25 protein-coding genes are annotated in these 26,181 nt (G+C 67.2%); 10 read left to right on the top strand and 15 right to left on the bottom strand.

From position 1 onward, the window contains the following. Positions 1 to 50: 50 nt before the first annotated feature. Complete coding sequence (gene hemF / locus ABD719_RS04620) at positions 51 to 908, top strand: oxygen-dependent coproporphyrinogen oxidase (protein WP_344692214.1); 858 nt, start codon at positions 51 to 53, stop codon at positions 906 to 908. Positions 909 to 972: 64 nt separating this feature from the next. Further along, entirely contained in the window at positions 973 to 1,587 is a 615-nt protein-coding gene (locus tag ABD719_RS04615) for a GNAT family N-acetyltransferase (protein WP_344692213.1), read from the top strand. On the opposite strand, the gene ABD719_RS04610 is transcribed toward ABD719_RS04615, so the two are convergent. Then, entirely contained in the window at positions 1,554 to 2,360 is an 807-nt protein-coding gene (locus tag ABD719_RS04610) for a hypothetical protein (RefSeq protein WP_344692212.1), read from the bottom strand. The two genes, ABD719_RS04615 and ABD719_RS04610, sit on opposite strands and share 34 nt — an antisense overlap. Positions 2,361 to 2,499: 139 nt before the next feature. Between ABD719_RS04610 and lipB the strand changes: the two genes are divergently transcribed. The 3 genes from lipB (at position 2,500) to ABD719_RS04595 (ending at position 4,472) form a co-directional block, all read left to right on the top strand. Next, positions 2,500 to 3,195, top strand: coding sequence for a lipoyl(octanoyl) transferase LipB (gene lipB, locus ABD719_RS04605; protein ID WP_344692211.1), 696 nt, complete (start codon positions 2,500 to 2,502; stop codon positions 3,193 to 3,195). Positions 3,196 to 3,283: 88 nt separating this feature from the next. After that, positions 3,284 to 3,550, top strand: a complete 267-nt coding sequence (locus ABD719_RS04600) for a hypothetical protein (RefSeq protein WP_192125413.1) — start codon at positions 3,284 to 3,286, stop codon at positions 3,548 to 3,550. 259 nt (positions 3,551 to 3,809) lie between these two features. Beyond that, complete coding sequence (locus ABD719_RS04595) at positions 3,810 to 4,472, top strand: hypothetical protein (RefSeq protein WP_344692210.1); 663 nt, start codon at positions 3,810 to 3,812, stop codon at positions 4,470 to 4,472. A gap of 95 nt (positions 4,473 to 4,567) precedes the next feature. Here ABD719_RS04595 and ABD719_RS04590 read toward each other — a convergent pair whose 3' ends face one another. Continuing rightward, positions 4,568 to 5,452: an outer membrane protein gene (locus tag ABD719_RS04590; protein WP_344692209.1), complete on the bottom strand. Its 885-nt coding sequence runs from the start codon at positions 5,450 to 5,452 to the stop codon at positions 4,568 to 4,570. Between the two features lie 156 nt (positions 5,453 to 5,608). On the opposite strand from ABD719_RS04590, the gene parE reads away from it, so the two are divergent. Further along, the gene (parE, locus tag ABD719_RS04585; protein ID WP_344692208.1) at positions 5,609 to 7,588 is read left to right on the top strand and encodes a DNA topoisomerase IV subunit B; all 1,980 of its coding nucleotides are present in this window, start codon (positions 5,609 to 5,611) and stop codon (positions 7,586 to 7,588) included. Between the two features lie 194 nt (positions 7,589 to 7,782). Here the strand turns inward: parE and queE are convergent, their stop codons facing one another. The 6 genes from queE to ABD719_RS04555 form a co-directional block, all read right to left on the bottom strand. Further along, the gene (gene queE / locus ABD719_RS04580) at positions 7,783 to 8,415 is read right to left on the bottom strand and encodes a 7-carboxy-7-deazaguanine synthase (RefSeq protein ID WP_344692207.1); all 633 of its coding nucleotides are present in this window, start codon (positions 8,413 to 8,415) and stop codon (positions 7,783 to 7,785) included. A gap of 4 nt (positions 8,416 to 8,419) precedes the next feature. Continuing rightward, on the bottom strand, positions 8,420 to 9,118 hold the full coding sequence (queC, locus tag ABD719_RS04575) for a 7-cyano-7-deazaguanine synthase QueC (protein WP_344692206.1): 699 nt from the start codon (positions 9,116 to 9,118) through the stop codon (positions 8,420 to 8,422). A 153-nt stretch (positions 9,119 to 9,271) separates the two neighbouring features. Then, the gene (gene hslO / locus ABD719_RS04570; protein WP_344692205.1) at positions 9,272 to 10,192 is read right to left on the bottom strand and encodes an Hsp33 family molecular chaperone HslO; all 921 of its coding nucleotides are present in this window, start codon (positions 10,190 to 10,192) and stop codon (positions 9,272 to 9,274) included. A gap of 113 nt (positions 10,193 to 10,305) precedes the next feature. Continuing rightward, positions 10,306 to 11,223 (bottom strand): ornithine carbamoyltransferase, encoded by a 918-nt coding sequence (gene argF / locus ABD719_RS04565; protein WP_344692204.1) that lies wholly within the window; start codon positions 11,221 to 11,223, stop codon positions 10,306 to 10,308. Between the two features lie 61 nt (positions 11,224 to 11,284). Beyond that, complete coding sequence (locus ABD719_RS04560; RefSeq protein WP_344692202.1) at positions 11,285 to 12,475, bottom strand: aspartate aminotransferase family protein; 1,191 nt, start codon at positions 12,473 to 12,475, stop codon at positions 11,285 to 11,287. Positions 12,476 to 12,597: 122 nt separating this feature from the next. Continuing rightward, on the bottom strand, positions 12,598 to 13,323 hold the full coding sequence (locus ABD719_RS04555) for a GcrA family cell cycle regulator (RefSeq protein WP_344692200.1): 726 nt from the start codon (positions 13,321 to 13,323) through the stop codon (positions 12,598 to 12,600). Positions 13,324 to 13,386: 63 nt separating this feature from the next. Here ABD719_RS04555 and ABD719_RS04550 point away from each other — a divergent pair, with 63 nt between their 5' ends. The 3 genes from ABD719_RS04550 to ABD719_RS04540 all read left to right on the top strand — a co-directional run bounded on the left by ABD719_RS04550 (position 13,387) and on the right by ABD719_RS04540 (position 15,775). Then, the gene (locus ABD719_RS04550) at positions 13,387 to 14,238 is read left to right on the top strand and encodes an ABC transporter permease (protein ID WP_344692198.1); all 852 of its coding nucleotides are present in this window, start codon (positions 13,387 to 13,389) and stop codon (positions 14,236 to 14,238) included. Between the two features lie 230 nt (positions 14,239 to 14,468). Then, positions 14,469 to 15,305, top strand: a complete 837-nt coding sequence (locus tag ABD719_RS04545; protein WP_344692197.1) for a hypothetical protein — start codon at positions 14,469 to 14,471, stop codon at positions 15,303 to 15,305. Next, positions 15,302 to 15,775, top strand: coding sequence for a hypothetical protein (locus tag ABD719_RS04540; RefSeq protein WP_344692195.1), 474 nt, complete (start codon positions 15,302 to 15,304; stop codon positions 15,773 to 15,775). Before ABD719_RS04545 ends, ABD719_RS04540 begins: the two co-directional genes overlap by 4 nt. Before the next feature lie 16 nt (positions 15,776 to 15,791). Here ABD719_RS04540 and ABD719_RS04535 read toward each other — a convergent pair whose 3' ends face one another. Genes ABD719_RS04535 through ABD719_RS04525 form a run of 3 tightly spaced genes read right to left on the bottom strand, consistent with a single transcriptional unit; the run spans position 15,792 to position 18,195 of the window. After that, a complete protein-coding gene (locus ABD719_RS04535; RefSeq protein WP_344692194.1) occupies positions 15,792 to 16,592 on the bottom strand; it encodes a LysR family transcriptional regulator in 801 nt (266 codons plus the stop codon). Continuing rightward, entirely contained in the window at positions 16,589 to 16,987 is a 399-nt protein-coding gene (gene apaG, locus ABD719_RS04530) for a Co2+/Mg2+ efflux protein ApaG (RefSeq protein ID WP_192125400.1), read from the bottom strand. The genes ABD719_RS04535 and apaG overlap by 4 nt, the downstream gene beginning before the upstream one ends. Further along, a complete protein-coding gene (locus ABD719_RS04525) occupies positions 16,987 to 18,195 on the bottom strand; it encodes a trans-sulfuration enzyme family protein (protein WP_344692193.1) in 1,209 nt (402 codons plus the stop codon). Before ABD719_RS04525 ends, apaG begins: the two co-directional genes overlap by 1 nt. 108 nt (positions 18,196 to 18,303) lie before the next feature. Between ABD719_RS04525 and ABD719_RS04520 the strand changes: the two genes are divergently transcribed. Next, positions 18,304 to 19,539 (top strand): phospholipid carrier-dependent glycosyltransferase, encoded by a 1,236-nt coding sequence (locus tag ABD719_RS04520; RefSeq protein ID WP_344692192.1) that lies wholly within the window; start codon positions 18,304 to 18,306, stop codon positions 19,537 to 19,539. Positions 19,540 to 19,542: 3 nt separating this feature from the next. Here the strand turns inward: ABD719_RS04520 and leuB are convergent, their stop codons facing one another. From leuB to uvrC, 4 genes are all read right to left on the bottom strand, one after another. Beyond that, entirely contained in the window at positions 19,543 to 20,589 is a 1,047-nt protein-coding gene (gene leuB, locus ABD719_RS04515) for a 3-isopropylmalate dehydrogenase (protein WP_344692574.1), read from the bottom strand. A gap of 28 nt (positions 20,590 to 20,617) precedes the next feature. Beyond that, a complete protein-coding gene (gene recO, locus ABD719_RS04510) occupies positions 20,618 to 21,352 on the bottom strand; it encodes a DNA repair protein RecO (protein WP_344692191.1) in 735 nt (244 codons plus the stop codon). A gap of 30 nt (positions 21,353 to 21,382) precedes the next feature. Continuing rightward, positions 21,383 to 24,181, bottom strand: coding sequence for a DUF3857 domain-containing protein (locus ABD719_RS04505; protein ID WP_344692189.1), 2,799 nt, complete (start codon positions 24,179 to 24,181; stop codon positions 21,383 to 21,385). Between the two features lie 70 nt (positions 24,182 to 24,251). Further along, positions 24,252 to 26,171, bottom strand: coding sequence for an excinuclease ABC subunit UvrC (uvrC, locus tag ABD719_RS04500; RefSeq protein ID WP_344692188.1), 1,920 nt, complete (start codon positions 26,169 to 26,171; stop codon positions 24,252 to 24,254). Positions 26,172 to 26,181 lie beyond the last annotated feature (10 nt).

Genomic DNA, 26,181 nt, shown 5'->3' with positions numbered 1-26,181 from the left:
ACATTTTGCCGCCTCGACGTGCGGCCTTGCCCGCCGCTACAGGGCCGCTGATGCAGCCGCTCGACGACGAACAGACCCAGGCCCGCCACTGGTTCGAACATCTCCGCACCCGCATCTGCACGGCGTTCGAGGATATCGAGCGGGAAGCGGGATCGGACGCCGCCTTCGATTACATCGCGTGGGACCGCACCGATCCGTCGGGCGAACCCGGTGGCGGCGGGGTGCGCGGGGTGATGAAGGGCCGGGTGTTCGAGAAGGTGGGCGTCAACGTCTCCACCGTCGCGGGCACGTTCGAAGGCGACTTCGCGCGCACCATCAACGGCGCGGGCGAGGACCCGCGTTTCTTCGCCACCGGCATCAGCCTGGTCGCGCACATGGCCAATCCGCATGTGCCCGCGGTCCATATGAACACGCGGTTCCTGGTCACCACGAAACGCTGGTTCGGCGGCGGTGCCGATCTCAACCCGCCACTGCCGATCGCCGAGGATACCGAGGACTTCCACGCCGCGCTGAAGGCCGCGTGCGATCGCCACGATCCCGATTGCCATGCCCGGTACAAGGCATGGGCGGACGAATATTTCTACATCCCCCATCGTCAGGTCCATCGCGGCGTCGGCGGCATCTTCTACGACCATTTGGAAACGGGGGACGACGGGGCCGCGTTCGATCGCGCCTTCGCCTTCACCCGCGGCGTCGGCGAGGCGTTCCTCGACGTCTATCCCCGCATCGTGCGGCGGCGAATGGCGATGCCCTTCACCGATGCCGACATGGCGGTGCAACGCGCGTGGCGCGGGCGCTATGCCGAATTCAACCTCGTCCACGATCGCGGCACGCTGTTCGGGCTGAAGACGGGCGGCAACGTCGATGCGATCCTGATGAGCCTGCCGCCGGTCGCGACATGGGATTGATCCCGGAGTTTCCCGCGGAAAACTTTCGTCGTCCAGCCGCTGGCGGGATATCGGAGGCGCATAGATGGCGCTGACCGCCGTCGCCCCGGATCAGCTGGCGACGATCGTCACCACGCTGGAGATACGCACCCGCCCGCCGCTTCGCCCGATGCCCGCATCGCCATTCCGGCTGGTGCGCTGGGCACGGCCGGATACCGAGCGCTATCGGGCGCTGTTCCGCCGGATCGGCGCGCGCTGGCTGTGGTTTTCACGATTGGTGATGCCGGATGCTGCGTTGCGGGCGATCCTCGACGATCCGGGGATCGCGGTGTTCGCGGCGGTCGACCGGGCCGGGATCGAGATCGGCATGCTCGAACTGGATGCCCGTACAGCCGGCACCTGCGAACTGTCCTATGTCGGGCTGATTCCCGAACTGGCGGGCAAGGGCCATGGGGACTGGCTGATGGCAGAGGCGCTGGCGCGCGCCTGGACCAAGGGGATTACCCGCGTCTGGGTCCATACCTGTACGCTTGATCACCCCGCCGCGCTCGGCTTCTATCGCCGGCACGGCTTTATCCCGGTCGCGCGGACGGTGGAGACGTTCGCCGATCCCCGCGTGTCCGGGATCCTGCCCGCCGACGCCGCGCCGCAGATCCCGATGCTCGCTCAGCCCTCGCGGTCGTCCACCACCGCGACATAAAGCTGCGCGGTAAAGGCCGCGGCCACCACCGAGAACAGGCTGGTCACCGCCGCGCTCGCCACGCCGGCGAGGAAACCGATGGTGGGCAACGCATCCGCCCCCAGGATCAGCCGCGCGACCAGCCCGACCGCCGTCTGGACCGCCAGCATCGGCACCAGCAGCACGATCGCGAACAGGATCATCACCCCGACGATCTTGAGCGTCAGCCCCCGCGTCAGCCGGAACGAGCGCATCACCGCGCCCAGCCCGCGGCGTTCGTTCAGGATCACCGGGTTGAGCAGGATCAGGCGCGCGCCCACCACGAAGGCCACGACCACCAGCACCATCGAATACAGGCCGATAAAGCCCGACACGCCCGCCGGCAGCGATTGCACCGCGACGTTGCCGCGCGTCAGGTCGATCCCGGCGTTCATCATCACGACCACCGGTGGCACCAGCGCCAGCGCGAACAGCACAGCCATCGCCAGGATCACCCCCAGCGCCGGCAGCAGCCGCGCCGTCGCCTGTCGCCCGGCATCCGCGCGGGTCGTGGCGGGATGCGTCGCCACCGCCAGCATCGCCAGCTGGCCCCAGATGTTCGCCAGCAGCACCGCCAGTGCGACCGCCACACCCAGCAGCGCGATCGCCCCCGATCCGGTCGGGCCGAATGCGGCCAGCGCGGTGTTGGCGACCGACGGGAGGAACAGCGATGCCACCGCGATCGGCACCAGGATGTTCGCCCGCCCCTTCAGTACCTCTACCGTGCGGTCCCAGACCGTCCCAATCCTGACCATGATCGCATTTCCCCGTTTCGCCGGCGTTCGCGATAGCCGAGTGAGGGCATCCGCGCCAAGGGGCACGTCCCGATCAGACGACATCACCCGGCATCAGGTTGCACGTGCGAAGCCAAGCCGCCAGATGAGGTATGTGACCATGCCCCGATCCCCTGCCGCCCCCTCCCCCGTTGCTGACGGCATCATGCCCGAATGGCGCCTGTCGCCCGGCCTGACCCCTTATGACGAGGCATTGGCGGCGATGGAGGCACGCGCGACCGCGATCGCCGCGCGGCAGGCGGACGAGTTGATCTGGCTGCTCGAACATCCGTCCGTCTACACCGCCGGCACCAGTGCCGATCCGGCGGAACTGGTCGATCCGCGTTTTCCCGTGGTGCCCGCCGGGCGGGGCGGACGCTACACCTATCACGGTCCGGGGCAGCGGGTCGGCTATACGATGCTCGATCTTAACATGCGCGGTCGTGACGTGCGCTGCTTCGTCCATGCGCTGGAGGGATGGGTGATCGCGGCGCTGGAACAGGTCGGACTGTCATCGTTCCGCGCACCCGGCCGCGTCGGAATATGGACGCATGACGCCGCCGGACGGGAAGCCAAGATCGGCGCGATCGGCGTTCGGGTACGGCGCTGGGTGACGCTGCACGGCTTCTCGGTCAACGTCGCGCCGGATATGTCCCATTTCGGCGGGATCGTGCCATGCGGGTTACCGGACTATCCGGTGACCAGCCTCGCGGCGCTAAATCACGGCACGGACATGGAAACTTTCGACGCCGCGCTCGCGTTGACCCGTCGAGGGTTTCTCGAAAGTCTTTCTTGTAACCGGCAAAACGGCACTTGAGGGGTGTGGGTTATCCGTTTAATGTCTACGTCGATTTGGGTGTTAACGGCGAGCAAGCCAACCAAATCCGCTATCTAGGGAGCTTCCAATGCGTGCACTCATCTCCAAGATTCTGACCGGTTCGATGATCGCCAGCGCGGCACTCGCCGTTGCGGCCTGCGGTCCCAAGACCGAGACGACGACCGACAACACCATGGTCACCGACATGAACTCCGCTGAGGGCATGGACACGATGACCGACAACATGACTGCCGTCGACGGCACCATGAACGGTGGCATGATGGCCAACGACACCATGATGGCGAACGACACGATGATGTCGAACGACACCATGATGACCAACAACATGATGTAATTCCTTCGGGATTACGTGATGGATCAGGGCCGCCCGGGCAACCGGGCGGCCCTTTTCGTTGGGATCGGCCGCCCTTGCCTCCGTTATGTGATCGTTGCGCCTGCGACGGACGGTTGGCCGCATCCGATCAACGGTTGGTCTTCCATCCCTCGCGAAACCCCGTGTGCAACTCGTGGAAATGCTTTAGTTCCGCCGATATGAATTTCGGGGAGCCGGTGACGTGATGACGGGGTGGCGTGCAGCTTTCGCAGGAAGCGTGATGATGGCGGGGATGGCGGCATCCCCCGCATCCGCGCAGTTTTTCCTTCAGAATTATGATTATGCGGGCACCGGGCCGGCGGCGACGACCATGCCCCTGTCCGAGGCCCTGCCCGGCGCTACGGCGGACGAGACCAAGGCGGCGCTGGTGTGGACGATGCGTTCCGCGCTCAACGTCGCGGCGTTGCAGTGTCAGTTCGAACCGACCCTGCTGGCGGTGGGCAACTACAACGCGATGCTGCTCGACCATAAGGACGAATTGAAGACGAGCTGGGATCGGCTGAGCAAATATTTCATCCGTACCGCCAAGACCCCCAAGGAAGGGCAGGCGACGCTCGACCGGTTCGGAACGCGCACCTATTCCAGTTTCGCGACGGTCGCGTCGCAATATGGTTTCTGCCGGACCGCCCATTCGATCGGGCGTGACGTATTGTTCGCACCGCGTGGCGAACTGGCGACGATCGCGCAGTCGCGGATGCGCGAATTGCGCAACAGCCTGATCCCGTACGGCGAACAGCGGTTCGCCCGATATATCGGCTACAATGCCGTCACCGTGCCCCGGCTCGACGCGATCTGCTTCAACAAGAAGGCGGAGTGGCAGGTCAAGAAGTGCGGTACGATCGCATGGCCGCCGTCGGGCAATTCGGCGATGGCGTCGCAGTAAGATCACCTGACAGCATCATGCCGGCGGACGATCGATCGTCCGCCGGCATGATGGGATATCGGCGGGGTGCGACGGTCGTCGCACCCCGTTTTCGTTCAGAAGCGGAACGCCGCCGTGGCGCGCAGGCTGTGCCAGCGGAACTTGTCGTCGCTACGACGCAGATCGGTACCCGTCGCCGTGCCGCCATTAGTGGCGTTGGTGAACGGGGTACCAGCCGGACCGGCGACGCGGACGCGGTAATCATTGTCCTGATACTGGTGGTACATGTATTCCATGCCCACCGAGAAGTTGCGACCGAGCTTCTGCTCGATGCCGCCGCCACCCAGGATGCCCCACTGGTTGCGATCGCCGCGACCGGTGAAGGTGTTGGTGCTCTGCGACGACGAGAACGAGCGATCGATCCGGGCATAGCCTGCACCGAACGTACCGTAGAACAGCGTCGTGTCGGCCGCGTAGCCGGCGCGGCCACGGATCGATGATTCCCACTTCACGCTGCGGGTCATGACGTAATTGGCGGGGGTGCCGGAGAAGGCGCTGACGCTGTCGTTGATCTCGGTCTTGCCGAACTCGCCAACCGCACCGACCACGATGTTGCCGCGCTGTGTGTCGAAACCGACCCGACCGTAATAGGCCCAGCCATCCTTGTCGTTGCGGCAGCCCAGACCACCGTTCTGCGGGCCGCGACCCGCCGTCGCGGTGCCCGCGGCGGTGTTGACCGCACGACCGTTGCAGAAGCCGCCGGCGCCGAACGCGTTGCCTGCCGGATTGCCCGACAGCACGGTGTCGCCGAAGCGGCCGTCAAGGTTGCGATCGAACAGGACGCTCGACCCGACGTCATTGGGCTGCACATCGTAACCGCCTGCCGCACCGACATAGATGCCCGAGAAGGGACGATCTTCGGTCGTTTCCTGCGCGAAGGCGGGCGAGGCGATCATCGCGACGGAAGCCAGACCGACGAGGCCGGCGGAGAGTTTGAACATGAAGGCTCCGGAATTTTGAAGGGAACTACAGGAACGGCCGGGTCGGGAGAGATATCCACTGGCGATGCAGGTTGATGACGACTGTTGCATGCACGCAACATCTGGAATGCCGGACCGGCGCTGGTAACGCGACGATTGTCGGCCTATGTTCTTCCTATGTCCAAGGATCTGTTCGCGGCCCCGCCTGTTCCGGAGAGTTACGACGCCTCCTCGATCGAGGTACTGGAGGGGCTGGAACCGGTCCGCCGCCGCCCGGGCATGTATGTCGGCGGCACCGACGAACGCGCGCTTCATCACCTCGCCGCCGAGGTGCTCGACAATGCGATGGACGAGGCGGTGGCGGGCCATGCCACCCGGATCGAGGTGATGCTGGAACCCGGCAACCGTCTGACGATCGTCGACAATGGTCGCGGCATCCCGGTCGACCCGCACCCCAAGTTTCCCGACAAGTCGGCGCTGGAGGTGATCCTGTCGACGCTTCATTCGGGCGGCAAGTTTTCGGGCAAGGCCTATGCCACCTCGGGCGGTCTGCACGGCGTCGGCGTGTCGGTGGTCAATGCCCTGTCGTCGGACACGGTGGTCGAGGTCGCGCGCGACCGGCTGCTCTATCGGCAGCGATTCGCGCGCGGGCAGACGCTGGGGCCGCTGGAACAGGTCGGCGCCGCGCCGAACCGGCGGGGTACGTCGATCGCCTTTACCCCGGATACTGAAATCTTCGGCCCCGAACTGGGGTTCAAGCCGGCGCGGCTCTACAAGCTCGCGCGATCGAAAGCGTATCTGTTCGCGGGCGTCGAAATCCGCTGGCGGTGTTCGCCTGATCTGGTCGCGGGCACCGATATTCCGGCCGAGGCGGTGTTCCAGTTTCCCGGCGGCCTGGCCGATCATCTGCGCGAGCAGCTGGGCGACCGCGAATGCGCGACTGCGGATTTCTTTGCCGGGTCGCAGGATTTCCCCGGCGAACAGGGTCGGGTCGAATGGGCGGTGGCGTGGCCGGTGTGGAGCGACGGCAGCTTCAGCTGGTATTGCAACACCATCCCTACCCCCGATGGCGGCACGCATGAACAGGGGCTGCGGCAGGCGCTGGTCCGGGGGCTGCGCCATTTCGGCGAACTGGTGAACCAGAAGAAGGCGAAGGACATCACCGCCGACGACCTGATGGTCGGCAGCGAACTGATGCTGTCCGTCTTCATCCGCGAGCCGCAGTTCCAGAGCCAGACCAAGGACCGGCTGACCAGCCCGGAGGCCGCCGGTCTCGTCGAACGGGCGATGCGCGACCATTTCGATCATTGGCTCGGCCACAACATGGACCGGGGCAAGGCGCTGCTCGGTTATGTGCTCGACCGGATGGACGAGCGATTGCGGCGCAAGGCGGAACGCGACGTCAAGCGCAAGACCGCGACTTCGGCGCGCAAGCTGCGCCTGCCGGGCAAGCTGACCGACTGCTCCGCCAACGACCCCGCCGGCACCGAACTGTTCATCGTCGAGGGTGATTCGGCCGGCGGTTCGGCAAAGCAGGCGCGTGATCGCAAGACGCAGGCGATCCTGCCGATCCGTGGCAAGATCCTGAACGTCGCATCGGCCACCAGCGCCAAGATCGTCGCCAATCAGGAGATCGCCGACCTGATCCAGGCGCTGGGCTGCGGCACGCGCAAGGACTGCGTGGCGGACAATCTCCGTTACGAGCGTGTCGTCATCATGACCGACGCCGATGTCGACGGCGCGCATATCGCGACGCTGCTGATGACGTTCTTCTTTCAGGAGATGCCCGATCTGGTCCGGCGCGGGCATCTGTATCTGGCACAACCACCGCTCTATCGCCTCACGGCGGGCGCCAAATCGCGCTATGCGCGTGACGACGCCCATCGCGCGGAACTGGAGCGCACCGCCTTCAAGGGCAAGAAGGTGGAGGTCGCACGCTTCAAGGGGCTGGGCGAAATGAACCCGATGCAGTTGCGCGAAACCACGATGGACCCCGCCAGCCGATCGATGATCCGGATCACCCTGCCGCAGGAATATGAAGAACGCGCAGGGGTGAAGGATCTGGTCGACCGGCTGATGGGCACCAATCCGGCGCACCGGTTCGCGTTCATCCAGGAGAATGCGGCGCGGCTGGATGAAGAGGCGCTGGATGCGTGACGTTTCGCGTGATCCGTTTACCCTGAGCCGGGCTGATAACATTGGCTTGCCCCCCGCTACCCCGTCGTTGCGAGCGTAGCGAAGCAATCCAGAACCCGGCGCGTGACGCCCTGGATTGCTTCGCTACGCTCGCAATGACGCAAGAGTAGGTTTCACGTCAGGCCGATTCAAACAGAACGGACGGTGCAATTGCCCTACCGCAGCCCCAGCGTCTTGTGCGCTTGCAACGACAGCCGCCATGCCGGCCGCGCCAGCACCAGATCGATGCATGCCTGCTGATTGGCTGCGGCGCGTGGGTCGTCGAGCGGCTGGAGCAGATGGTGGTCGAACGCCCAGTCCTCCAGCGGCACCGGATCGATCCCCGCCTGCGGCCAGACCAGTTTCAGTTCGCTGCCACGGCGCTGTACCACCTCGCTGCCCGCCTTGGGGCTGATGCAGACCCAGTCGATACCGGGATGCGTCGGCAGCGTGCCGTTGCTCTCGATCGCGATGACGAACCCGGCGGCGTGCAGCGCATCGACCAGCGCGTCGTCGACCTGCAACATCGGCTCGCCCCCCGTGAGCACGACGAAGCGGCGGGCGCGGTCCGGGCCCCAGAATTCCTCGACCGCAGCGACCAGCATGGCCGCATCGGCGAACTTGCCACCGCCCGCACCATCGGTGCCGACGAAATCGGTATCGCAGAACCGGCACACGGCGGTCGCGCGATCCTGCTCGCGCCCCGACCACAGGTTGCAGCCGGCGAACCGCACGAATACCGCCCGGCGACCGGCATGGACCCCCTCCCCCTGCAGGGTCAGGAACATCTCCTTGACGGCATAGCTCATCGCGTCAGGCGTGCGCGGCGTAGCGGGTAGGATCGGCCACGCCGGCGTCGTCGAACCCCTTGGACCGCAGCCGGCAACTGTCGCACAGGCCGCAGTGCAGGCCACCCGGTGCCGGATCATAGCACGACCAGCTAAGCCCCATGTCCAGCCCGAGCCGTGCGCCCTCGCGGACGATATCGGCCTTGGTCATGTGCTGGAGCGGCGCACGGATGCGGAAGGGTTCGCCCTCCACCCCGGCCTTCGTCGCGATCTCGGCCAACCCCTCGAACGCGGCGATGAATTCGGGGCGGCAGTCGGGATAGCCCGAATAGTCGAGCGCATTGACCCCGATGAACAGGTCGCGGGCGCCCGCCGCCTCCGCCCATCCCAGCGCGAGACTGAGGAAGATCGTGTTACGCGCCGGGACATAGGTGACCGGGATGCCGCCGGCATTGTCGGTGCCGGCCCCGTCCTTGGGTACCGCGATATCGTCGGTCAGCGCCGATCCACCGAACGCGGACAGATCCATCGGCAACACGACATGGCGTTCCGCACCCAGTTCGTGCGCGATGCGCCGCGCCGCCGCCAGTTCGACGCGATGCCGCTGATTATAATCGATCGACAGCGCGAGCAGCCGGTAGCCCGCCTCCCGCGCGAGCGCGGCGGACACCATCGAGTCGAGGCCGCCCGAAACGAGCGCCACCGCAAAGGACGAAGTGGTCATGATCCCCCGGCTGCTACGCCAGACACGGCCAAAAAGAAAGGGCCGCGCGATACCGCACGGCCCGAAGGTTGATGGGGGTAACCCATCGAAGGGGAGAAAACGTGCTGAACGACGGCACACATCCCCTCTACCCGCGCAGCGGTGAAGAAATGGTTAACGAACCGGGGTGAGGTCTTCGGCCAGCACCGGAAACTTGGTCGAGCAGAAGGCGCAATCGACCGCGATCACCCCCGCCTCGTCCGCCATCTCGCGCCGGTCCTCGATCGGGAACTTGGCGAGCACGCCCATGATGTGTTCGGGCGTGCAGCGACAGCCACGCGACAGCGGGGTAGCGCCCAGCACGCGCACCTCGCTTTCCTCGTTGAACAGCCGCCACACTAATGTCTCCAGCGGCAATGCGGGATCGGCCAGTTCGTCCGCCCCCATCGTGTTGCCCAACGCGGCGACATGCTCCCATTCGGGATGGTCGAGTCGGGTGTGCAGCCGTTCCCGTCCCACCTCGCCTTCGGGCAGATGCTGCAGCAACAGCCCACCCGCAACCCGACGGCCCTCGGCATCCCGGCCCAGGCCGACCCGCACCAGCGTCGGTATCTGCTCGGACTGGACGAAATAGCTCTGCGCCGCCTCCGCCAGCCGATCGCCGTCGAGCGGCACGATGCCCTGATAGCGTTCGCCGGTGGTGGCGAGGTCGAAGGTGATCGCGAGATATCCCTTGCCGAACAGCGCGAACAGCGTCGGGTTTTCCGGCGCCTCGGCCAGCCGGTCCGCGTCGTACTGGACATAGCCACGCAGCTCGCCGCCGCGATAGTCGCACACCAGCAGTTCGACGACGCCCGATTCGGTGCGGGTCTGGATGGTCAGCTGCCCCGCCTCGTCCTTCAGCGTCGATCCCATCAGCGCGCACAGCGTCAGCGCCTCCGCCAGCAGCGCCTCGATCGCGGGAGGATAGGCATGGGCGGACAGGATCGCATCGAGTGCCGGGCCGACACGCACGATGCGGCCCCGCGCGCTGCGGGCGGGAATCGTGAAACCGAGCGCACGGTCCAGATCGATGATGGTGTCAGGGTCGTTCATGCCGGTCCGTCACCCCGGCTGGTGCCGGAGCCTCAATACCCGCGCAGGCGCGGAGGGAAAGGAGATCCCGGCGACCGCCGGGACGACGGATATGGGAACGACGCCCGCCGACCTCAACCGATCTGACCGAAGCACCAGCGCAGCACCGATTTCTGCGCGTGGAGCCGGTTTTCCGCCTCCTGCCAGATCAGCGACTGCGGGCCATCGATCACCGCGGTCGCCACTTCCTCGCCCCGGTGGGCGGGCAGGCAGTGGAGGAACTTCGCATCGGGCTTGGCCAGTGCCATCAGGTCGGGCGTGACCTGATAGGGGCCGAGCGCGGCCAGCTTGGTGTCGGCATGGGCCTGTCCCATGGATATCCACGTATCGGTGACGATGATGTCGGCGCCCTCCGCCGCCTCGCGCGGGTCGGCGACGACGCGGGCGCGGCCGGAGGCGGCGACGATCGCCTCTTCTTCCGGCGCGAACCCCTGCGGACAGGCGGCGATCACGTCGAACTTCATCAGGGCCGCCGCCTCGACGATCGAGGCGAGGACGTTGTTGCCGTCGCCCAGCCATGCCACCTTCAGGCCGGGCAGCGGCTTGCCGGCTTCGATGATGGTCAGCAGGTCGGCCATGATCTGGCAGGGATGCGATGCATCGGTCAGGCCGTTGATGACGGGGACGGAGGCGTAATGCGCCATCTCCTCCACCTTGGCGTGATCGTCGGTGCGGATCATGATCGCATCGGCATAGCCCGACAGCACCCGTGCGGTATCCGCCACGCTCTCGCCGCGCCCCAACTGCATCGTGCCGGCGTCCATCACGATCGAACTGCCGCCAAGCTGGCGGATCGCCATGTCGAACGACACGCGGGTGCGGGTCGAATTCTTCTCGAACACCATCGCCAGCGCGTGGCCGGCAAGCGGGGCATCGGCATCGACCCGGCCCTTTGCCCAGCCGGCGCGCGCCGCCTTGCGGTCGATCGCATCGGCCAGCATCGCGGCGATCCCGTCCGCTCCGGCATCCGACAGGTTCAGGAAATGGCGCATCTTCGGTCCCCCTCCACCATGCATCGCATGGTTTCCCTCCCCGTGCCGGGGAGGATCGTCGTCAATCGTCGGCGACCGGCACGTACACCCGTGCCGCCTCGCTTAGCTTCTGGGTGAATTCGGCGATATGGCTCTCGTCGATCACCAGCGGCGGCAGGATGCGGACGACATTGTCGCCCGCCGCCACCGTCAGCAGCCCGTGGTTGTCGCGGCAATGTGCGACGAAGCGGCGGCTGTCGCTCTTCAGCTTCAGCCCCAGCATCAGCCCGCGTCCGCGCACCTCGTGGAACAGATGGTCGTGGTTGGGAATCATCTGCTCCAGCGACGACCGCAGCCGCTCGCCCATCGCGGCGACGTGATCGAGGAAGCCCTCGCCCTGCATCACGTCCAGCACCGCCGTCCCTGCCGCCATCGCCAGCGGATTGCCGCCATAGGTGGAGCCATGGGTGCCGAACACCATGCCCTTGGCGGCATGCTCCGTCGCCAGACAGGCACCGAGCGGGAAGCCGCCGCCGATCCCCTTCGCCACCGCCATGATGTCGGGCACGATGCCGTAGAGTTCATGTGCGAAGAACTTGCCGGTCCGGCCATAGCCGCACTGCACCTCGTCCAGCACCAGCAACAGGCCGTGCTGGTCACAGGCGGCCCGCAATCCCTTCAGAAATTCGTCGGTGCCGGTCATCAACCCGCCCTCGCCCTGGATCGGCTCTACCAGGAAACCGGCGGTGTTGTCGTCGATCAGCGCGAGCGCGCCGTCCAGATCGTTGAAATCGGCATATTTGAATCCCGGCAGCAGCGGTTCGAATCCGTCGCGCATCTTCGCCTGATTGGTGGCGGAGATAGTGCCGAGCGTGCGACCATGGAACGCGTTGTTGAAACAGATCAGGTCGTGGCGCTGCGGATTGCCCTCCGCATGGTGGAACCGGCGCGCGGTCTTGATCGCGCATTCCACCGCTTCCGCGCCCGAATTGGTGAAGAACACCGTGTCGGCGAAGGTCGCATCGACCAGCCGCTGCGCCAGCGCCTCGCCCTGCGGGCTGCCGTACAGGTTCGACACGTGCATCAGCGTCGCCGCCTGATCGGCGATCGCCTTCACCAGCGCGGGATGGCCATGGCCCAGCGCGTTGACCGCGATGCCGCTGGCGAAATCGAGATAGCGCTCGCCATCCTCGCCGAACAGGTATGCCCCCTCGCCTCGCACCGGACGCACCCCGCACCGTGGGTAGACGGGCATGAGCGCGGGCGTGGACATCGCGGCTTCCTTACAACGAGAAAAGGCGGCCCACCGGGACCGCCCGAAGCGCCTGATACCGGCAGTGCGCCGACCGGGTCAACCGGTCGATTGATCCGATCGGCACACTTCCCGTTCCGACCTTAGCGGACGCGCGGGCCGCCGAACGGCAGCGGCGGCGGTGGGCGACGATCACGACGGGGCAGCTGTGCCTGATAGGCGTGGCCGCAATGATCGACGCAATAGGGGAAGCCGGGGTTCACCTTGTCGCCGCAAAAGTGGAAATCCGGCTCGCCAGGATGACCGAGCGGCCATTTGCAGATGCGATCGTTCAGATCGAGCAGCCCGGTCTTGCCGGCGATTTCCGCCGACGGCTTGGCAGGGACCAGCCGGCGCGGCGGGGCGGGCGCGATCGGCGGCTGCTGCTCGCCGGGCGCCTGACGCAGGAAGCCACCGGGACCGACGGAGCGCAGGATCGGCTGGGGCGGACGCGCGGGAGCAGGCGCCGCGGCAACCTCCTCCTCTTCCTCGTCGTCGCTTTCCGCCTCTACCGGCACAGGGGCCGGTTCAGGCGCGGGGGGCGCCGGAGGCGACGGGGCGGCAGCCACGACAGGCTCAGGCACGATCGTGACGGGTTCGGGCGCAGCCACGACCGGCACGGGAGCCAGAGCAGGCGCCGGATCGGCGACGACCGTAGCCTCGCTATGGCTCTTCACCGGCGAGGGGCGTGCCTGCAGCCCCAAGCGGTGCGCCTTGCCGATCACCGCATTACGGCTGACCTCGCCAAGCGCTTCGGCGATCTGGCTGGCGGTCTGCCCACCTTCCCACATCGTCTTGAGCGTCTGGATACGCTCGTCGGTCCAGGACATTGGTCGTTCCTTCGCAATACGGCCGGTTGCGGGCGGCAGCGGCAGCGAGTAACCGCTCGGGCCATGAGCAGCCAGCCCCCAATCGGCGAAATTCAATCCTTGGTTCGGAATGCCCCGGGCGTGCCCGTCATCCGGAGCATCAACTGGGGCGGCCTACGCACGCTCTATATCAAGGAGGTGCGCCGGTTCTTCAAGGTCCAGCTCCAGACGATCTGGGCGCCGGCGATCACGACCTTGTTGTTCCTCGTGATATTTTCCGTCGCGCTGGGCGGGCGCCATGCGGTGTGGGTCGGCGGGATGGAGATACCGTTTGCCGATTTCATCGCGCCGGGGCTGATCGTGATGGGGATGCTGCAGAACGCGTTCGCCAATGCCAGCTTCTCGCTGCTGGTCGGCAAGATACAGGGCACCATCGTCGATTATCTGATGCCGCCGCTGTCGACCGCCGAACTGTTGGCGGCCCTGGTCGGCGGCGCGGTGACGCGGGCGGTGCTGGTCGGTTGCGCGGTATCGCTGGCAATGGCGTTGTGGCCGGGCGTGCATGTGACCCCGCATGCGCCGCTGGCGATCCTGTGGTTCGGGATCGGCGGATCGGCGTTCCTCGCGCTGCTCGGCGTCCTGACCTCGATCTGGGCGGAGAAATTCGACCATGCCGCCGCCGTGACCAACTTCGTCGTCGCGCCGCTGTCGCTGCTGTCGGGCACCTTCTATTCGGTCGATTCGCTGGCGCCGGTGTGGCGTGCGATCAGCCATGCCAACCCGTTCTTCTACATCATCTCCGGGTTCCGCTACGGCTTCCTCGGCGTGGCCGATTCGCCGGTGTGGTCCGGTGCGATCGTCGTGCTGGCGATCGACGTGGTGCTGGGCCTGCTGTGCTACACGCTGCTGCGGCGCGGGTGGCGGCTGAAGAACTGAGGAACCTGACCACACGATTGCGCATCGTTTCGAACGATGCGACATGATTGCGCTGAATAATCAACGCTGTTCGAAAGGGCCGGACATTGCCTGCATCGACCAATTCCGCATGGAAACCGCGTTCGTCCCGTCCCGCCCCAACCGGCTCCAAACCTGTACGTTCGGCCAGACCGCGGTCCGGCACACCCGCCCCGATCCGCGACCGCGCGCTCGTCGTCGACGAAAGGAACATGTTGCGCCTATGGGCCGATGAAAAGGTTACCCGGCGCGAGATGACACCGGCGGAGGCGGATCAACTGATCCGCGATGCCGGTAGCGGCGCGAAGAACTGGATCAGCCCGATCAAGGATGCCGCCGGCAGCGGCAAGCTGGTCTACAAGATCGCCCGGGACTTCGCCTCATGGAAAGGGGCAAGGGTTTCGTTCGCCAAGACCCCGGCAGGCCATGTACTGGTCACCTTCAAGGGCTGGCCGCGTGGCCGCAAGCTCATTACCGGCACCCGATATCGCGTCGATCATCCCAAGATGATCGAATTGCAGATCGGCAAGCCGGGCCTTCGCGCCGCAGCAAAGGATTCCGCCAAGTTCGGGCTGTGGCTGGTCGTCGCCGTGGACATCGCCGATTATGTGCTGCGCGACAAGGCGACGTTGGGCAGCCTGCTGGGGGCGCTGACGGTGGATATCCCCGGGGTGATTCTCGCCTCCGCGATCGGTGCGGCGGCGGGTTCGGCCTTTGCGGGCACCGCGATGGGGACGGCACTGGTCATCGGATCGTTCGCGCTCGGCCCGATGCTCGTGGCCTTTGCGGTGGGCGTATTGGCTGGAATGGCGCTGAGCGCGATCGACAACCGGTTCAGCCTCGCCGACAAACTTGGCCGGGCATATGACGCCGGTCTGGCCCGTCTGGCGGAAGTCTGGGACGCATTGGGCGACGAGGCGGAGGCTCGGTATCAGCAACTCGCACGCAGCCAGTTCGTCCATGATCTGGACCGCAACATCGACTGGCTGGCCGAACGCGTCGCGCGAAAAGGCGATCAGGTACGCGGCGCGCTGGCGCAACTCTGGTGATCCGCGGCGATCTGGCCCCAGCGATGCGATGGAAAGTGCTGGCGGTCGCCGGGGCGTTCGCGGCGGCCGGATGTCTTGCCCTCTGGCTGGGACTCAGTGGGGTAATGCCGTTCTTCCGATCGCTAAGCGACGGCGCACGGCTGGTGTCGTTCCGGCCATCCGACTTGATCCCCCTGCCCATCGCGATATCGATGTTCGCCTTTGCCGCCATGTGCCTGATGCCGGTGCCGCAGGAGCGGACGCGCGATCGTCGACAGCGGGAGGCGGCAGCGAAGACATGGCGGGCAGCCACCATCATGCTGGGTATCGCCGCGGCGGGTCTCGTCATGGCGATGGCGGCATCGCCGATCGGGCGCACTGTGGTGTCGTCGATGGTGGCCGAGCGCGGCTATATGCTCTGTCCCGAACCACAGGACTATGAACGCCGCCCGCCACTGCGCTGGCACCTCCCGGAGGGCCGGTGCCCCTGACCAGGCCAATATATCGTTATCCCGCCAGCGCCTCGACCAGCAGCCGTACCTTCTTCTGCCGCCATTGGGGGGTCGGCGCGACCAGCCAGTAACCTTGTCGTGACGGCAGCGGATCGCCGATCGCGATGACGCGGCCGGTGGCGAGGTCGGTGGCGGCCAGCAGTTCGGGCACCGTGGCACGGCCCAGGCCGGCGGCGGCGGCATCAAGCGCGAGGCCGGCATCGGCGACGCGGACGGTAATGATATCCGGTGTGATGTCGGTGGCGGGGCCACCAACCCAGACGATCGTCGCGGGCGATGGATCGCCGGGGGCGGCGACCGTCACCATGCCATCCGATTCCAGCGCCTCGCCCTCATGCTCGCCCGGCCCCTCGCCCCAGCGGATCGCGAGGTCGAGATTGGCCTGAGTGAAATCGACCCCTTCCTCGGTGCCGAGCAACACGAAGCGGAGTTCGCCGTCCGCCGCCGCGATCTTCGCAAGGCGGGGCATCAACCATTTCTCGGTCAGATCGCGCGGGGCGGCGATGGTCAGCGACTTGGACGACTGACCCGCCTGCATCGCGCGCACCGCTTCCTCGAACTGGAGGAACCCGTCGCGAAGCGGCGCAAGGCCCGCCTCGCCCTCCGGCGTCAGTTCGAGGCCACGGGTGGTGCGGCGGAACAGGACAACGCCCAGCGTATCCTCCAGCGCGCGAATCTGCTGGCCCACCGCAGCCGGGGTGACGGCGAGTTCGTCGGCGGCGCGGGTGAAGGACAGATGGCGTGCGGCGGCATCGAGCACGCGCAGGCCGTTCAGCGGCAGATGGGTCCGTTTCATGACGTCACCGCCGGTGCGTGGAGCGGGAAACGGGGGATGTCCGCGTCGAAGGTTTCGCCATCCGCCGCGATCATCCGGTAGCTGCCCTGCATCGCGCCGGTCGGCGTGGAGAGGGGACAACCCGACACGTAATCGAAGCTGCCGCCCGGCTCGATCAGCGGCTGTTCGCCAACCACGCCCTCACCCTCCACCGAATGGCGCGCGCCGCGCCCGTCGGTGATGACCCAGTGCCGGGTAAGCAGCTGCACCGCCTGCGTGCCCTCATTCTCCAGCCGGATATGATAGGCCCAGAACCAGCGGCCACGCGCCGGCTCCGACTGTTCGGGCAGGTAGCTGACCGAGACGCGCACCGTCACCCCGTGCGTGGTCGCCGCGTGGGGGAACAGCGCCTTCATCAAAGGCCGACCCGGCGCAGCGCCTGATCGAGATCGGCGATCACGTCGTCCGGGTCTTCCAGCCCGACGTTCAGGCGCAGCATCCCCTCGCCGATGCCCATCGTCTCACGCACCTCGGCGCTGACGCCGGCATGGGTGGTGGAGGCGGGGTGCGTCATCAGCGAGCGCGAATCGCCGATGTTGTTCGAGATATCGACCAGTTCCAGCCCGTCAAGCAGGCCATGCGCCTGTTCGCGGCCGCCATCCAGTTCCAGTGCGAAGATCGCCCCGGCGGCGGCCATCTGACGCATCGCCAGTTCGTGCTGCGGGTGGCTGGGCAGGCCGGGGTGGATCACCCGCGGCACGCGGCCTTCGAGGAAGGTGCCGACCTTCACCGCATTCTCTGACTGGCGGCGGATGCGCAGGTCCAGCGTCTCCAGCCCCTTCAGCACCACCCACGCATTGAACGGCGACAACGTCGGCCCGGTGTTGCGGGTGAAGGGCAGCAGCGTGTTGTCGATCCAGTCCTGCGATCCGCACACCGCACCGGCGAGCACCCGCCCCTGCCCGTCCATCATCTTGGTGGCGGAATAGGCGACCACGTCCGCGCCGAAATCCATCGGGCGTTGCAGCGCGGGGGTGGCGAAGGCGTTGTCGACCACGGTCACGATGCCGCGTTCGCGCGCGATCGCGCAAACCGCCGCCAGATCGACCACGTCCATCGTCGGATTGGCGGGGGTTTCGAAGAAGAAGACCTTGGTTTCGGGCTTCAGCGCATCGACGAACGCCTGCGGATCGCGGGCATCGACGACGGTGGTGGCGATCCCGAACTTGGGCAGCAGCGTATCGGTCAGCCAGCGGCACGACCCGAAGGCGGCGCGCCCGCCGACCAGATGGTCCCCCGCCTGCAACTGGCACAGCAGCGCCGCGGTCATCGCCGCCATGCCGCTCGCCATCGTCCGGCATGCCTCCGCCCCTTCGAGCAGGGCGATGCGTTCCTCCAGCATCTGCACGGTGGGGTTCTGGAGCCGGGAATAGGTCATACCCGCCTGTTCGCCCGCGAAGCGCGCGGCGGCATCGCCCGCACAGTCATAGGCATAGCCGGAGGTGAGGAACAACGCCTCCGACGTTTCGCCCCATTCGGAACGGGCGGTGCCGCCACGGATCGCCTGCGTCGCGGGCTTCCAGGTGGAGGTGATGGTGCGGTCCTGGCCGGTCTTGCGCTTCATGCCCCGCGCTTTGCCCCCTGCGGGGGTCTGTTGCAAGCGGGCCGGGGTGCTGGCCGGCGGGCCGGGGTCGCTTGCCAGCGGCGGACGGAGCGGCGACAACGCGGGCCGATGCTCGCCTTTCTCCGCCGCCCGCTGCCCGTCGCGCTGTCGATCGCGATCGTGGCGCAGATCCTGTTCCTGTGGCGGCTGACCGTGCCCGGCATCCTGATGTTCGACGAGATCCATTACGTGCCCGCCGCGCGGCGGCTGCTGGCGCTGGACGGGCCGGCGAACGTCGAACACCCGCTGTTCGCCAAGATGCTGATCGCAGGCGGGATCGCGCTGTTCGGCGACAATGCGCTGGGCTGGCGTCTGTTCTCGACCCTGGCGGCGACCGCGGTGGTGACGGGCGTGTTCGCGCTGCTGTGGCTGGGTACGCGGCGATTGCGGCCGGCGGTGACGGGGGCGCTGTGCGCGCTGCTGGGCTTCACCGTCTTCGTGCAGGCACGGATCGCGATGCTCGACGGGTATATGGCGGCGTTCGTCGTGACGGGGGCGGCATGCCTGTTATGGGCGATGCACGGTCGCCCCGCGCAGGTGCGGCGGCGATGGATCGCGGGCGCGGTGCTGCTGGGGCTGGCGACGGGGTGCAAGTGGACGGCGGCGCCCTATGTCGCGTTCGCCGGCATCGCGCTGATCCTGCTGAAGCGCGGGCGCCCCGACCGATGGCGGGGGATGGCGACGATCCCGGCGCTGCTGCTGCTGGGCGGGGTGAGCGTCGCGACCTATTTCGCCACCTTCGCGCCGGCGTTCTTCTATACGCACGAGCCACTGACGCTGGCGACGATCCTGCCGTTCCAGCTCTATATGTACGGACAGCAGACGCAGGTGCTGCCGGCGCATACCTATCAGTCGTCATGGTGGAGCTGGCCGCTCGACCTGCGGCCGATCTGGTATCTGTACGAACCTGTCGACGGTGCGCAGCGCGGGGTGCTGATGATCGGCAATCCGGCGGTGCTGTGGGGCGGGCTGCTCGCGGTGGCGGCATGCGCGATCGGCTGGCTACGGACGCGCGACGTTCGGCTGGGCGCGGCGGCGATGCTGTGGATCGCGGGCTTCGTGATCTGGGCGATCATCCCGAAATCGCTGGGCTTCTTCTATTATTATTATCTACCCAGCATCTGGCTGTGCATCGCGATCGCGGTCGCGTTCGACCATTGGCGCGCGCGGGTGGCGGGATGGGACGAGGCGTATCTGTTGCTGGTGGCGGGACTGTTCGTCCACTTCTACCCGATCCTGTCCGCCGCCGCGCTGTCCGGCCCGCGCGCGTTCACGCGGTGGATGTGGTTGCCCGGCTGGGCGTGACGCCTAGCCCAGTTGCGCCATGATCGCGTCGCCCATCGCCTCGGTCGACATCGTCCCGCCCAGATCGGCGGTGCGGGCGCCGGCGAGGATTGCGGCGGCGACAGCGGCTTCGATCCGGTCGGCGGGTTCGGGCCGGGCGAGCGAATGACGCAGCAGCATCGCCGCCGACAGGATCGCGGCGCATGGGTTCGCCTTGCCCTGCCCGGCGATATCGGGGGCGGAGCCGTGGATCGGTTCGTACATGCCCAGCGTGCCGCTACCCAACGCGGCGGAAGGCAGCATCCCGATCGATCCGGCGCACATCGACGCCTGATCCGACAGGATGTCACCGAACAGATTGCCGGTCACGATCGTGTCGAACTGGCCGGGATCGCGCACCAGCTGCATCGCGGCGTTGTCGACATACATGTGGCCGAGTTCGACATCGCGGAAATCGCGTGCGACCTCGTTGACCACGTCGCGCCACACTTGCGAGGTTTCGAGCACATTGGCCTTGTCCACCGACAGCAGCTTGCCACGACGGGTACGCGCGGTCTCGAACCCGACGCGGGCGATGCGGGCGACCTCCACCTCGTCATACCGCATCAGGTCGTGGCCCTCGCGCAGGCCGGTGCTGGTCAGGCGGCGGCCCTTGTCACCGAAATAGACGTCGCCGGTCAGTTCGCGGACGATGACGAGATCGATGCGCCGCGCGATCTCCGGCTTCAGCGCGGAGGCGTCCTCCAGCCCCGCGAACAGCTTGGCGGGCCGCAGGTTGGCGAACAGGCCCAGCCCCTTGCGCAGGCCCAGAATCGCCTGTTCCGGCCGCATCGCCCGTTCCAGCGCGTCGAAGGCGGGATCACCGACCGCGCCGAACAGCACCGCGTCCGATCGCCTGGCCAGCGCCAGCGTCTCGGGCGGCAGCGGGTGGCCCTGTGCGCGATAGGCGGCACCGCCGACCAGCCCCTCCTCGAACATCAGGTCGGGGGCGAGCGCGGTCAGCACGCGACGCGCCTGTGCGGTGACTTCAGGGCCGATGCCGTCGCCGGCGAGAATAGCGATCAGGGTCATGGTGCCGCCCTTGCCGGGCGAGGCGGCGTCACGCAACCGCTCTCTTGATCCGGTCGACCAGTCGCTCGCGTGCCGCAAGCGGTGCGGCGGCGCGATCGACCAGGATGTCGCGCGCGATGAAATGGCCGGTCAGGCGCAGCCCGTCGAGCAGATCGGGCCAGCCGGGCATCGCGCCGCCGCCGTCCAGAAACGCGGGCATCGGCAACAGCCGCTCCTCATAGCCCTTCGCCGCCCCGACACTGACCGCCGCACCGCTCCGGGGACTGACCCAGGCAAGGTCGGCGGTCGCGCCGGTGACGGTGCAGCGATCCAGATCGAGCCCGAAGCCGAGCTGCCCCAGCAACAGCAGTTCGTATCGCACCACCGCCACCGACCACCCCCGCGCGCCCGGCGCGGCGAGCAGCGCAGCGAGGACACCGTCCAGCCCGTCGTACAACTGCGGATAGGGCTGCGCCTCGGGCAGGGAGGCGGCGGTAAGCGCGGTGATCCAGTCCAGCGCGGCGGCGGCGAGGGGTTCCCCGTGCAACATCGCAGCGCTCTCGGTCAGCTCCAGCGTCAGCGCGGGCAGTTGTTCCGCCGTGCGCGCGCGCCATTCGCCGACGACGCGGTTACCCGCCTGCAACACCGGCCGCAGCAGCCTCGACCGCCCCCCCCGGACATAACCGGGCTGCACGCCATCGTCGCGGGTCAGTGCCCGCACGATGCTGCCATGCTCGCCATGCGGGCGGGCGGACAGCAGGATGGCGGGGGCGTTCAGGTGCATCGTCGCACCGCCGCCGCATTGCGGGGCCGATCAGGCGGTGATGCCATAGCGTTTGAATTCGGCATCGATGCTGGGCTGGATCAGCCGCGCATCGCCGAGGTCGATCGCCGCGGCCGCGGCCTTGCCCATCTTCGCCTTGATGATGCCGCGCAGGAACAACGATCCGGGTGAACTGGGCCAGACCGCCAAGGCGGCATCGGCATCGACCAGCGCCTCCGCCAGTCGGCCAAGCCGGAAGAACACCAGCGAGCGGCTGTCGAGCGCGCCTGCGCCGTTGCCGAGTTCGATCGCGCGGGTGCAATCGGCCAGCGCCGAATCAAGGGCATGGTTGCCCGTCCCTTTTACCCAGCAGCGCATGTTGAGCAGATACGGATCGGCGGGCTTTTCCACGACGGCGGCATCGATCGTGGCGATGGCGGCGACGGTATCGCCGGCGTTTCGCTGGATGAACGCCTTTTCCGCGATCGCCTTGAAGCGCTCCTCGCCGCCGGTATCGATCCGTGCGTCGAGCAGCTTCAGCGCGCCGACGCTGTCCCCGTCCATCGCCATCAGATCGGCTTGCTGGGTCAGCGCGAACTCCTGCGACGGATCCAGACCATAGGCGGCGGCATAATCGGCGACGGCCTTGGCCCGGGCGCCCAGCGCGGCGTGATACCAGGCGCGCCGGCCGAGCAGTTCGGCTGTCTCCTGCGTGGCGATCGCCTTGCTGACATCGGCGATCGCGCCTGCATAATCATAGATGCCGGCACGGAAACTGGCACGGCTGACATAGCCGCTCATATCCTCCGGATCATCCGCCGCCGCGGCGATCGCCTGCGCAAAGGCGGTTTCGATCGGCGTGAAGCGCCCTGCCTTGCGACCGGTGCGCACCGTTTCGACCCGGCTTGGCAGCGTCGCGGGCGCCACGATCCGCAACAGCCGGCCCTGCGCCGCCGCCAGCTTCGCGCGCTCCGCGGCGATCGCGGCGGGGGCGATCTCCGGTTCGATCAGGTCGACCCGGTCCTCAATGGTGACGGTGTCGCCGGCCATCGCGGTCGTCCGCGACAATCGCCGCCCGGCGATCGTGCCGGCCAGCGTCTGGTCACCCTCCAACGTGTAGCCGGTGACGCCGGCGGGCAGTTTCACGACGGTGCGGGTCAGCGCGCTGTCGGGCACGCCGGTCGCGACGGGAATGTCGCGCCATGCCGCACGCGATCGATCCGGCGCGAACGCGATCGAGCCGATCGCGCGGTCGAGCGACTGGCGCCAGCGCCGATCGTCGCGTTGCCAGCGCGTGGTCCCCAGCCCTGCGGCGGTGACGGTGGCGGTCGCGGTGTCGGGATCATAGGCGATGGCGTAGCTGCTCATCTGCACATCGCCCAGCTCGCCAGAAACGACCGACTGGATCAGTGCCGCTTTCTGCCGGGCATCGGCTTGGCCGACCGCAGCATTCAGCCCCTGCGCCGCCGCGCCGCGGATCGTGACCGTGGCGCGCCACAGCGCTGGGAAATCGACGCCTGCGCTCTGATCCAGCATGATCGCGACATTACGCCGGGGCCGCTGATCGGCGACATAGGCGACCGGCATCAACGCCGCCCCCACCGCCCGCAGCGGCAGCACCTGGCCATAACCAGGTACGTCGCCGATATCCGCGAGGCGGGCCCCGGCCCCGGTGCCGTCCAGCCACAGCGAGCGGCCGTTCACGCTCGCGCGGACTAGCACATGATCGAACGCCGCCGGTCCGGGCAGCCGTGCGGCGACGAAGCCGCGGGTCTGCATGCTGGCGGTCACCGCCTCCGCCTCGATACCCGCGCCGTGGAGCAGCGCCAGCAACAGCAGCGTCTTCGCCTTGCAGTCGCCATATCGCAGTTCCCACGTCTTCGCGGGGGTCTGCGGGGTCAGGTTGCCACCGTCCATCGCAACCGCGAGGTAGCGGATCTTGTCCTGTACCAGTTCCAGCGCGCGTTCGGTGCGCGCCAGCGGATCGGCGACCGCCTTCAGCTTCGTCACCTCGGCCGCGAGCGAGCTGCCGGGGGCGATCAGGCCATCGGTTGCATAGAGCGGCGCCAAGGTGCGCGACACCTCGGGCCAGTCGGCGAAGCTGGACACCTCGACGATCGGCGGCTTCGCATAGCGATCGGGCAGGTTGCCCGGTGCCTCCGGCTGCTTGGCGAGCGGCAACGGGATCGTCATCTCGTCATCCCCGCCGACCTTGGCGAAGACCGGCTTGATCCCGTCGGAATACCCTTTCCAGGCCACTTTCCGTCCCGTCGGCCATAACAGCCGTAACCGGCCGAACTGCGTGCGGAACGGGCTGGCCGGGGTCATCCCCACGGCCTGGCCATGCCCTTTCAGCACGGGTTCGTTCATCGTCATCGAGAAAGCGACGCGCAGCGTATCACCGAGTTGCAGGCCCTTCACCGCCATCGTCGCGGTCAGCTGCCCGGTCAGCATCATCCGCTCCATGCCCTCCTCGCGGCGCAGCACGGTAAAGCGGTCACCGGATTTGAGGACGTCGATCGTCTCGGCGCCGCGCAGGATCTCGACACGGTGGATCGTCAGATCGCCCTTGTCGGGGGACCAGGGCAACATCAGCGTGCCCATCTCGTTCAGTGCCTGCGTCGTCGTGGCGCGGTTCGCGACATCGAAATAGACGGTGACCGAATCCCCTTCCAGCCGCTGCTGGTTATCGAATACCAACACCTGCGGCGAAGCGTCGTTCAGCTTGTTCGTCGCGATCGCCGGCGCGGGCACCACCCAGCCGGGTACCGGTCCATAAAGTGGCGTGTCGCCGGCCCAAGCCGCCCCAGCCGATGCCAGCAACACGAAGAAGATCGGCCAGCGCCGCATGATACCCCCCGAAAACAAACCCCGATCACCTGTGTAGCGAGGGCCGGGGCGCGGGCAACGCGGAAAAACGTCAGCGTGCGTGATAGAAGTCGTACACCTGTTGCGCGACGCCGGCCGAGACGCCGGGGGCCTTTTTCAGATCGTCGAGGCTGGCGTTGCGGACCGCGCGGCCCGTACCGAAATGCATCAATAGCGCCTTCTTGCGGGCCGGGCCGATGCCGGGCACCTCGTCAAGCGGCGACGCGCCGATCGCCTTTGCCCGTTTTTCCCGATGCGCGCCGATCGCGAAGCGGTGGACCTCGTCGCGCAGCCGCTGGAGGTAAAACAGCACCGGCGCGTTGACCGGCAACTGGAACTCCCGCCCGTCGAGCATATGGAACACCTCGCGCCCGTCGCGACCGTGATGCGGCCCCTTGGCGACGCCGACCATCGTCACGTCCTCGATGCCGAGATCCTCCATCACCGCCCGCGCGGCGTTCAACTGGCCCTTGCCGCCATCGATCAGGACGAGATCGGGCCAGGTATCGGCGTCGCGATCGGGGTTCTCCTCCAGCTGGCGGGCGAAGCGGCGGCGGAACACCTCGCGCATCATGCCGAAATCATCGTCGGTCGCCGCCTCGTTCCCCTTGATGTTGAACTTGCGGTACTGGCCCTTGCGGAACCCCTCCGGCCCGGCGACGACCATCGCGCCCAGCGCGTTGGTGCCCTGGATATGACTGTTGTCGTAGACCTCGATCCGGTCGGGTGGTTCGGACAGGTCGAACAGCTCGGCGACCTCGCGCAGCAGCTTCGCCTGCGTGGTCGATTCGGCGAGGCGGCGTTCCAGCGCCTCGATCGCGTTACGCTTGGCCTGATCCATCAGCCGGCGGCGGTCGCCACGCTGCGGCATCGACAGGGCGACCTTGTAGCCGGCCGCCTCGCCCAGCGCGTGCGCCAGCAACTCGCCCTCGGGCAGGTCGCGGTCGAGCAGGATCGTGCGGGCGGGCGGCACCTCCTCGTAGAACTGGGTCAGAAAACTGGTCAGCACCTCATCCTCCGGCACATCGGCGGTGTGCGAGGGGAAGAAGCTGCGATGTCCCCAGTTCTGGCCGCCGCGGATGAAGAACGCCTGCACGCCCATCACCCCCTCCTTCGACGCCAGCGCGAAGACATCGGCGTCGCCGACCCCCTCGGCGTTGATCGCCTGCGTACCCTGCACGAAGGTGAGCGCCTTCAACCGATCGCGCAGCAACGCGGCCAGTTCGAAATCCATGTTCTCCGCCGCTGCCTGCATCTGCGCGCCCAGCTTGGCCTGCACCTGCGTCGACTTGCCGGCGAGGAAGTCCTTCGCGTCGCCGACCAGTTCGGCATAGCCCGCCTTGTCGATCCGGCCGACGCACGGCGCCGAGCATCGCTTGATCTGGTAGAGCAGGCACGGCCGATCGCGCGTCTTGAAGAAACCATCGGTGCAGGAGCGGAGCAGGAACAGCTTCTGGAGGGCGTTGAGCGTGTTGTTGACGCTGCCGGCACTGGCGAACGGGCCGTAGTAATTGCCGACCGCGCGGCGGGCGCCGCGATGCTTCTGGACGCGGGGGAAGTCGCTGTCGGCGCGCAGCAGGATGAAGGGGAAGCTCTTGTCGTCGCGCAGCAGCACGTTGTACGCGGGACGGTACCGCTTGATGAGCTGCGCTTCGAGCAGCAGCGCCTCCGCCTCGTTGTTGGTGGTGACGATCGTCATCGACCGGGTCTGCGACACCATGCGCTGGAGCCGTTTGGGCAGGCCGTTGATCTGGGTGTAGTTGGCGACGCGTTGCTTCAGCGACCGCGCCTTGCCGATGTACAGCACGTCGCCGCGGGCATCCTGCATCCGGTAGACGCCGGAGCGTTGCGGCAGGGTTTGCAACACGTTGCGGATCGCCGCCACGCCGGCCTCCAGATCGGGCGTCTCCGATCCGCGCAGCGTGTAGGTGGATTTCTCTTCGTTGAACCGGTCGGTGGTGGGCGTCGACATTCACCCCATT

It is taken from the genome of Sphingomonas cynarae (assembly GCF_039537815.1).
Taxonomy (GTDB): Bacteria; Pseudomonadota; Alphaproteobacteria; order Sphingomonadales; family Sphingomonadaceae; genus Sphingomonas; species Sphingomonas cynarae.
The sequence above is the reverse complement of the archived record's forward strand: the minus strand, read 5'-3'. Positions and strand labels throughout refer to the sequence as shown.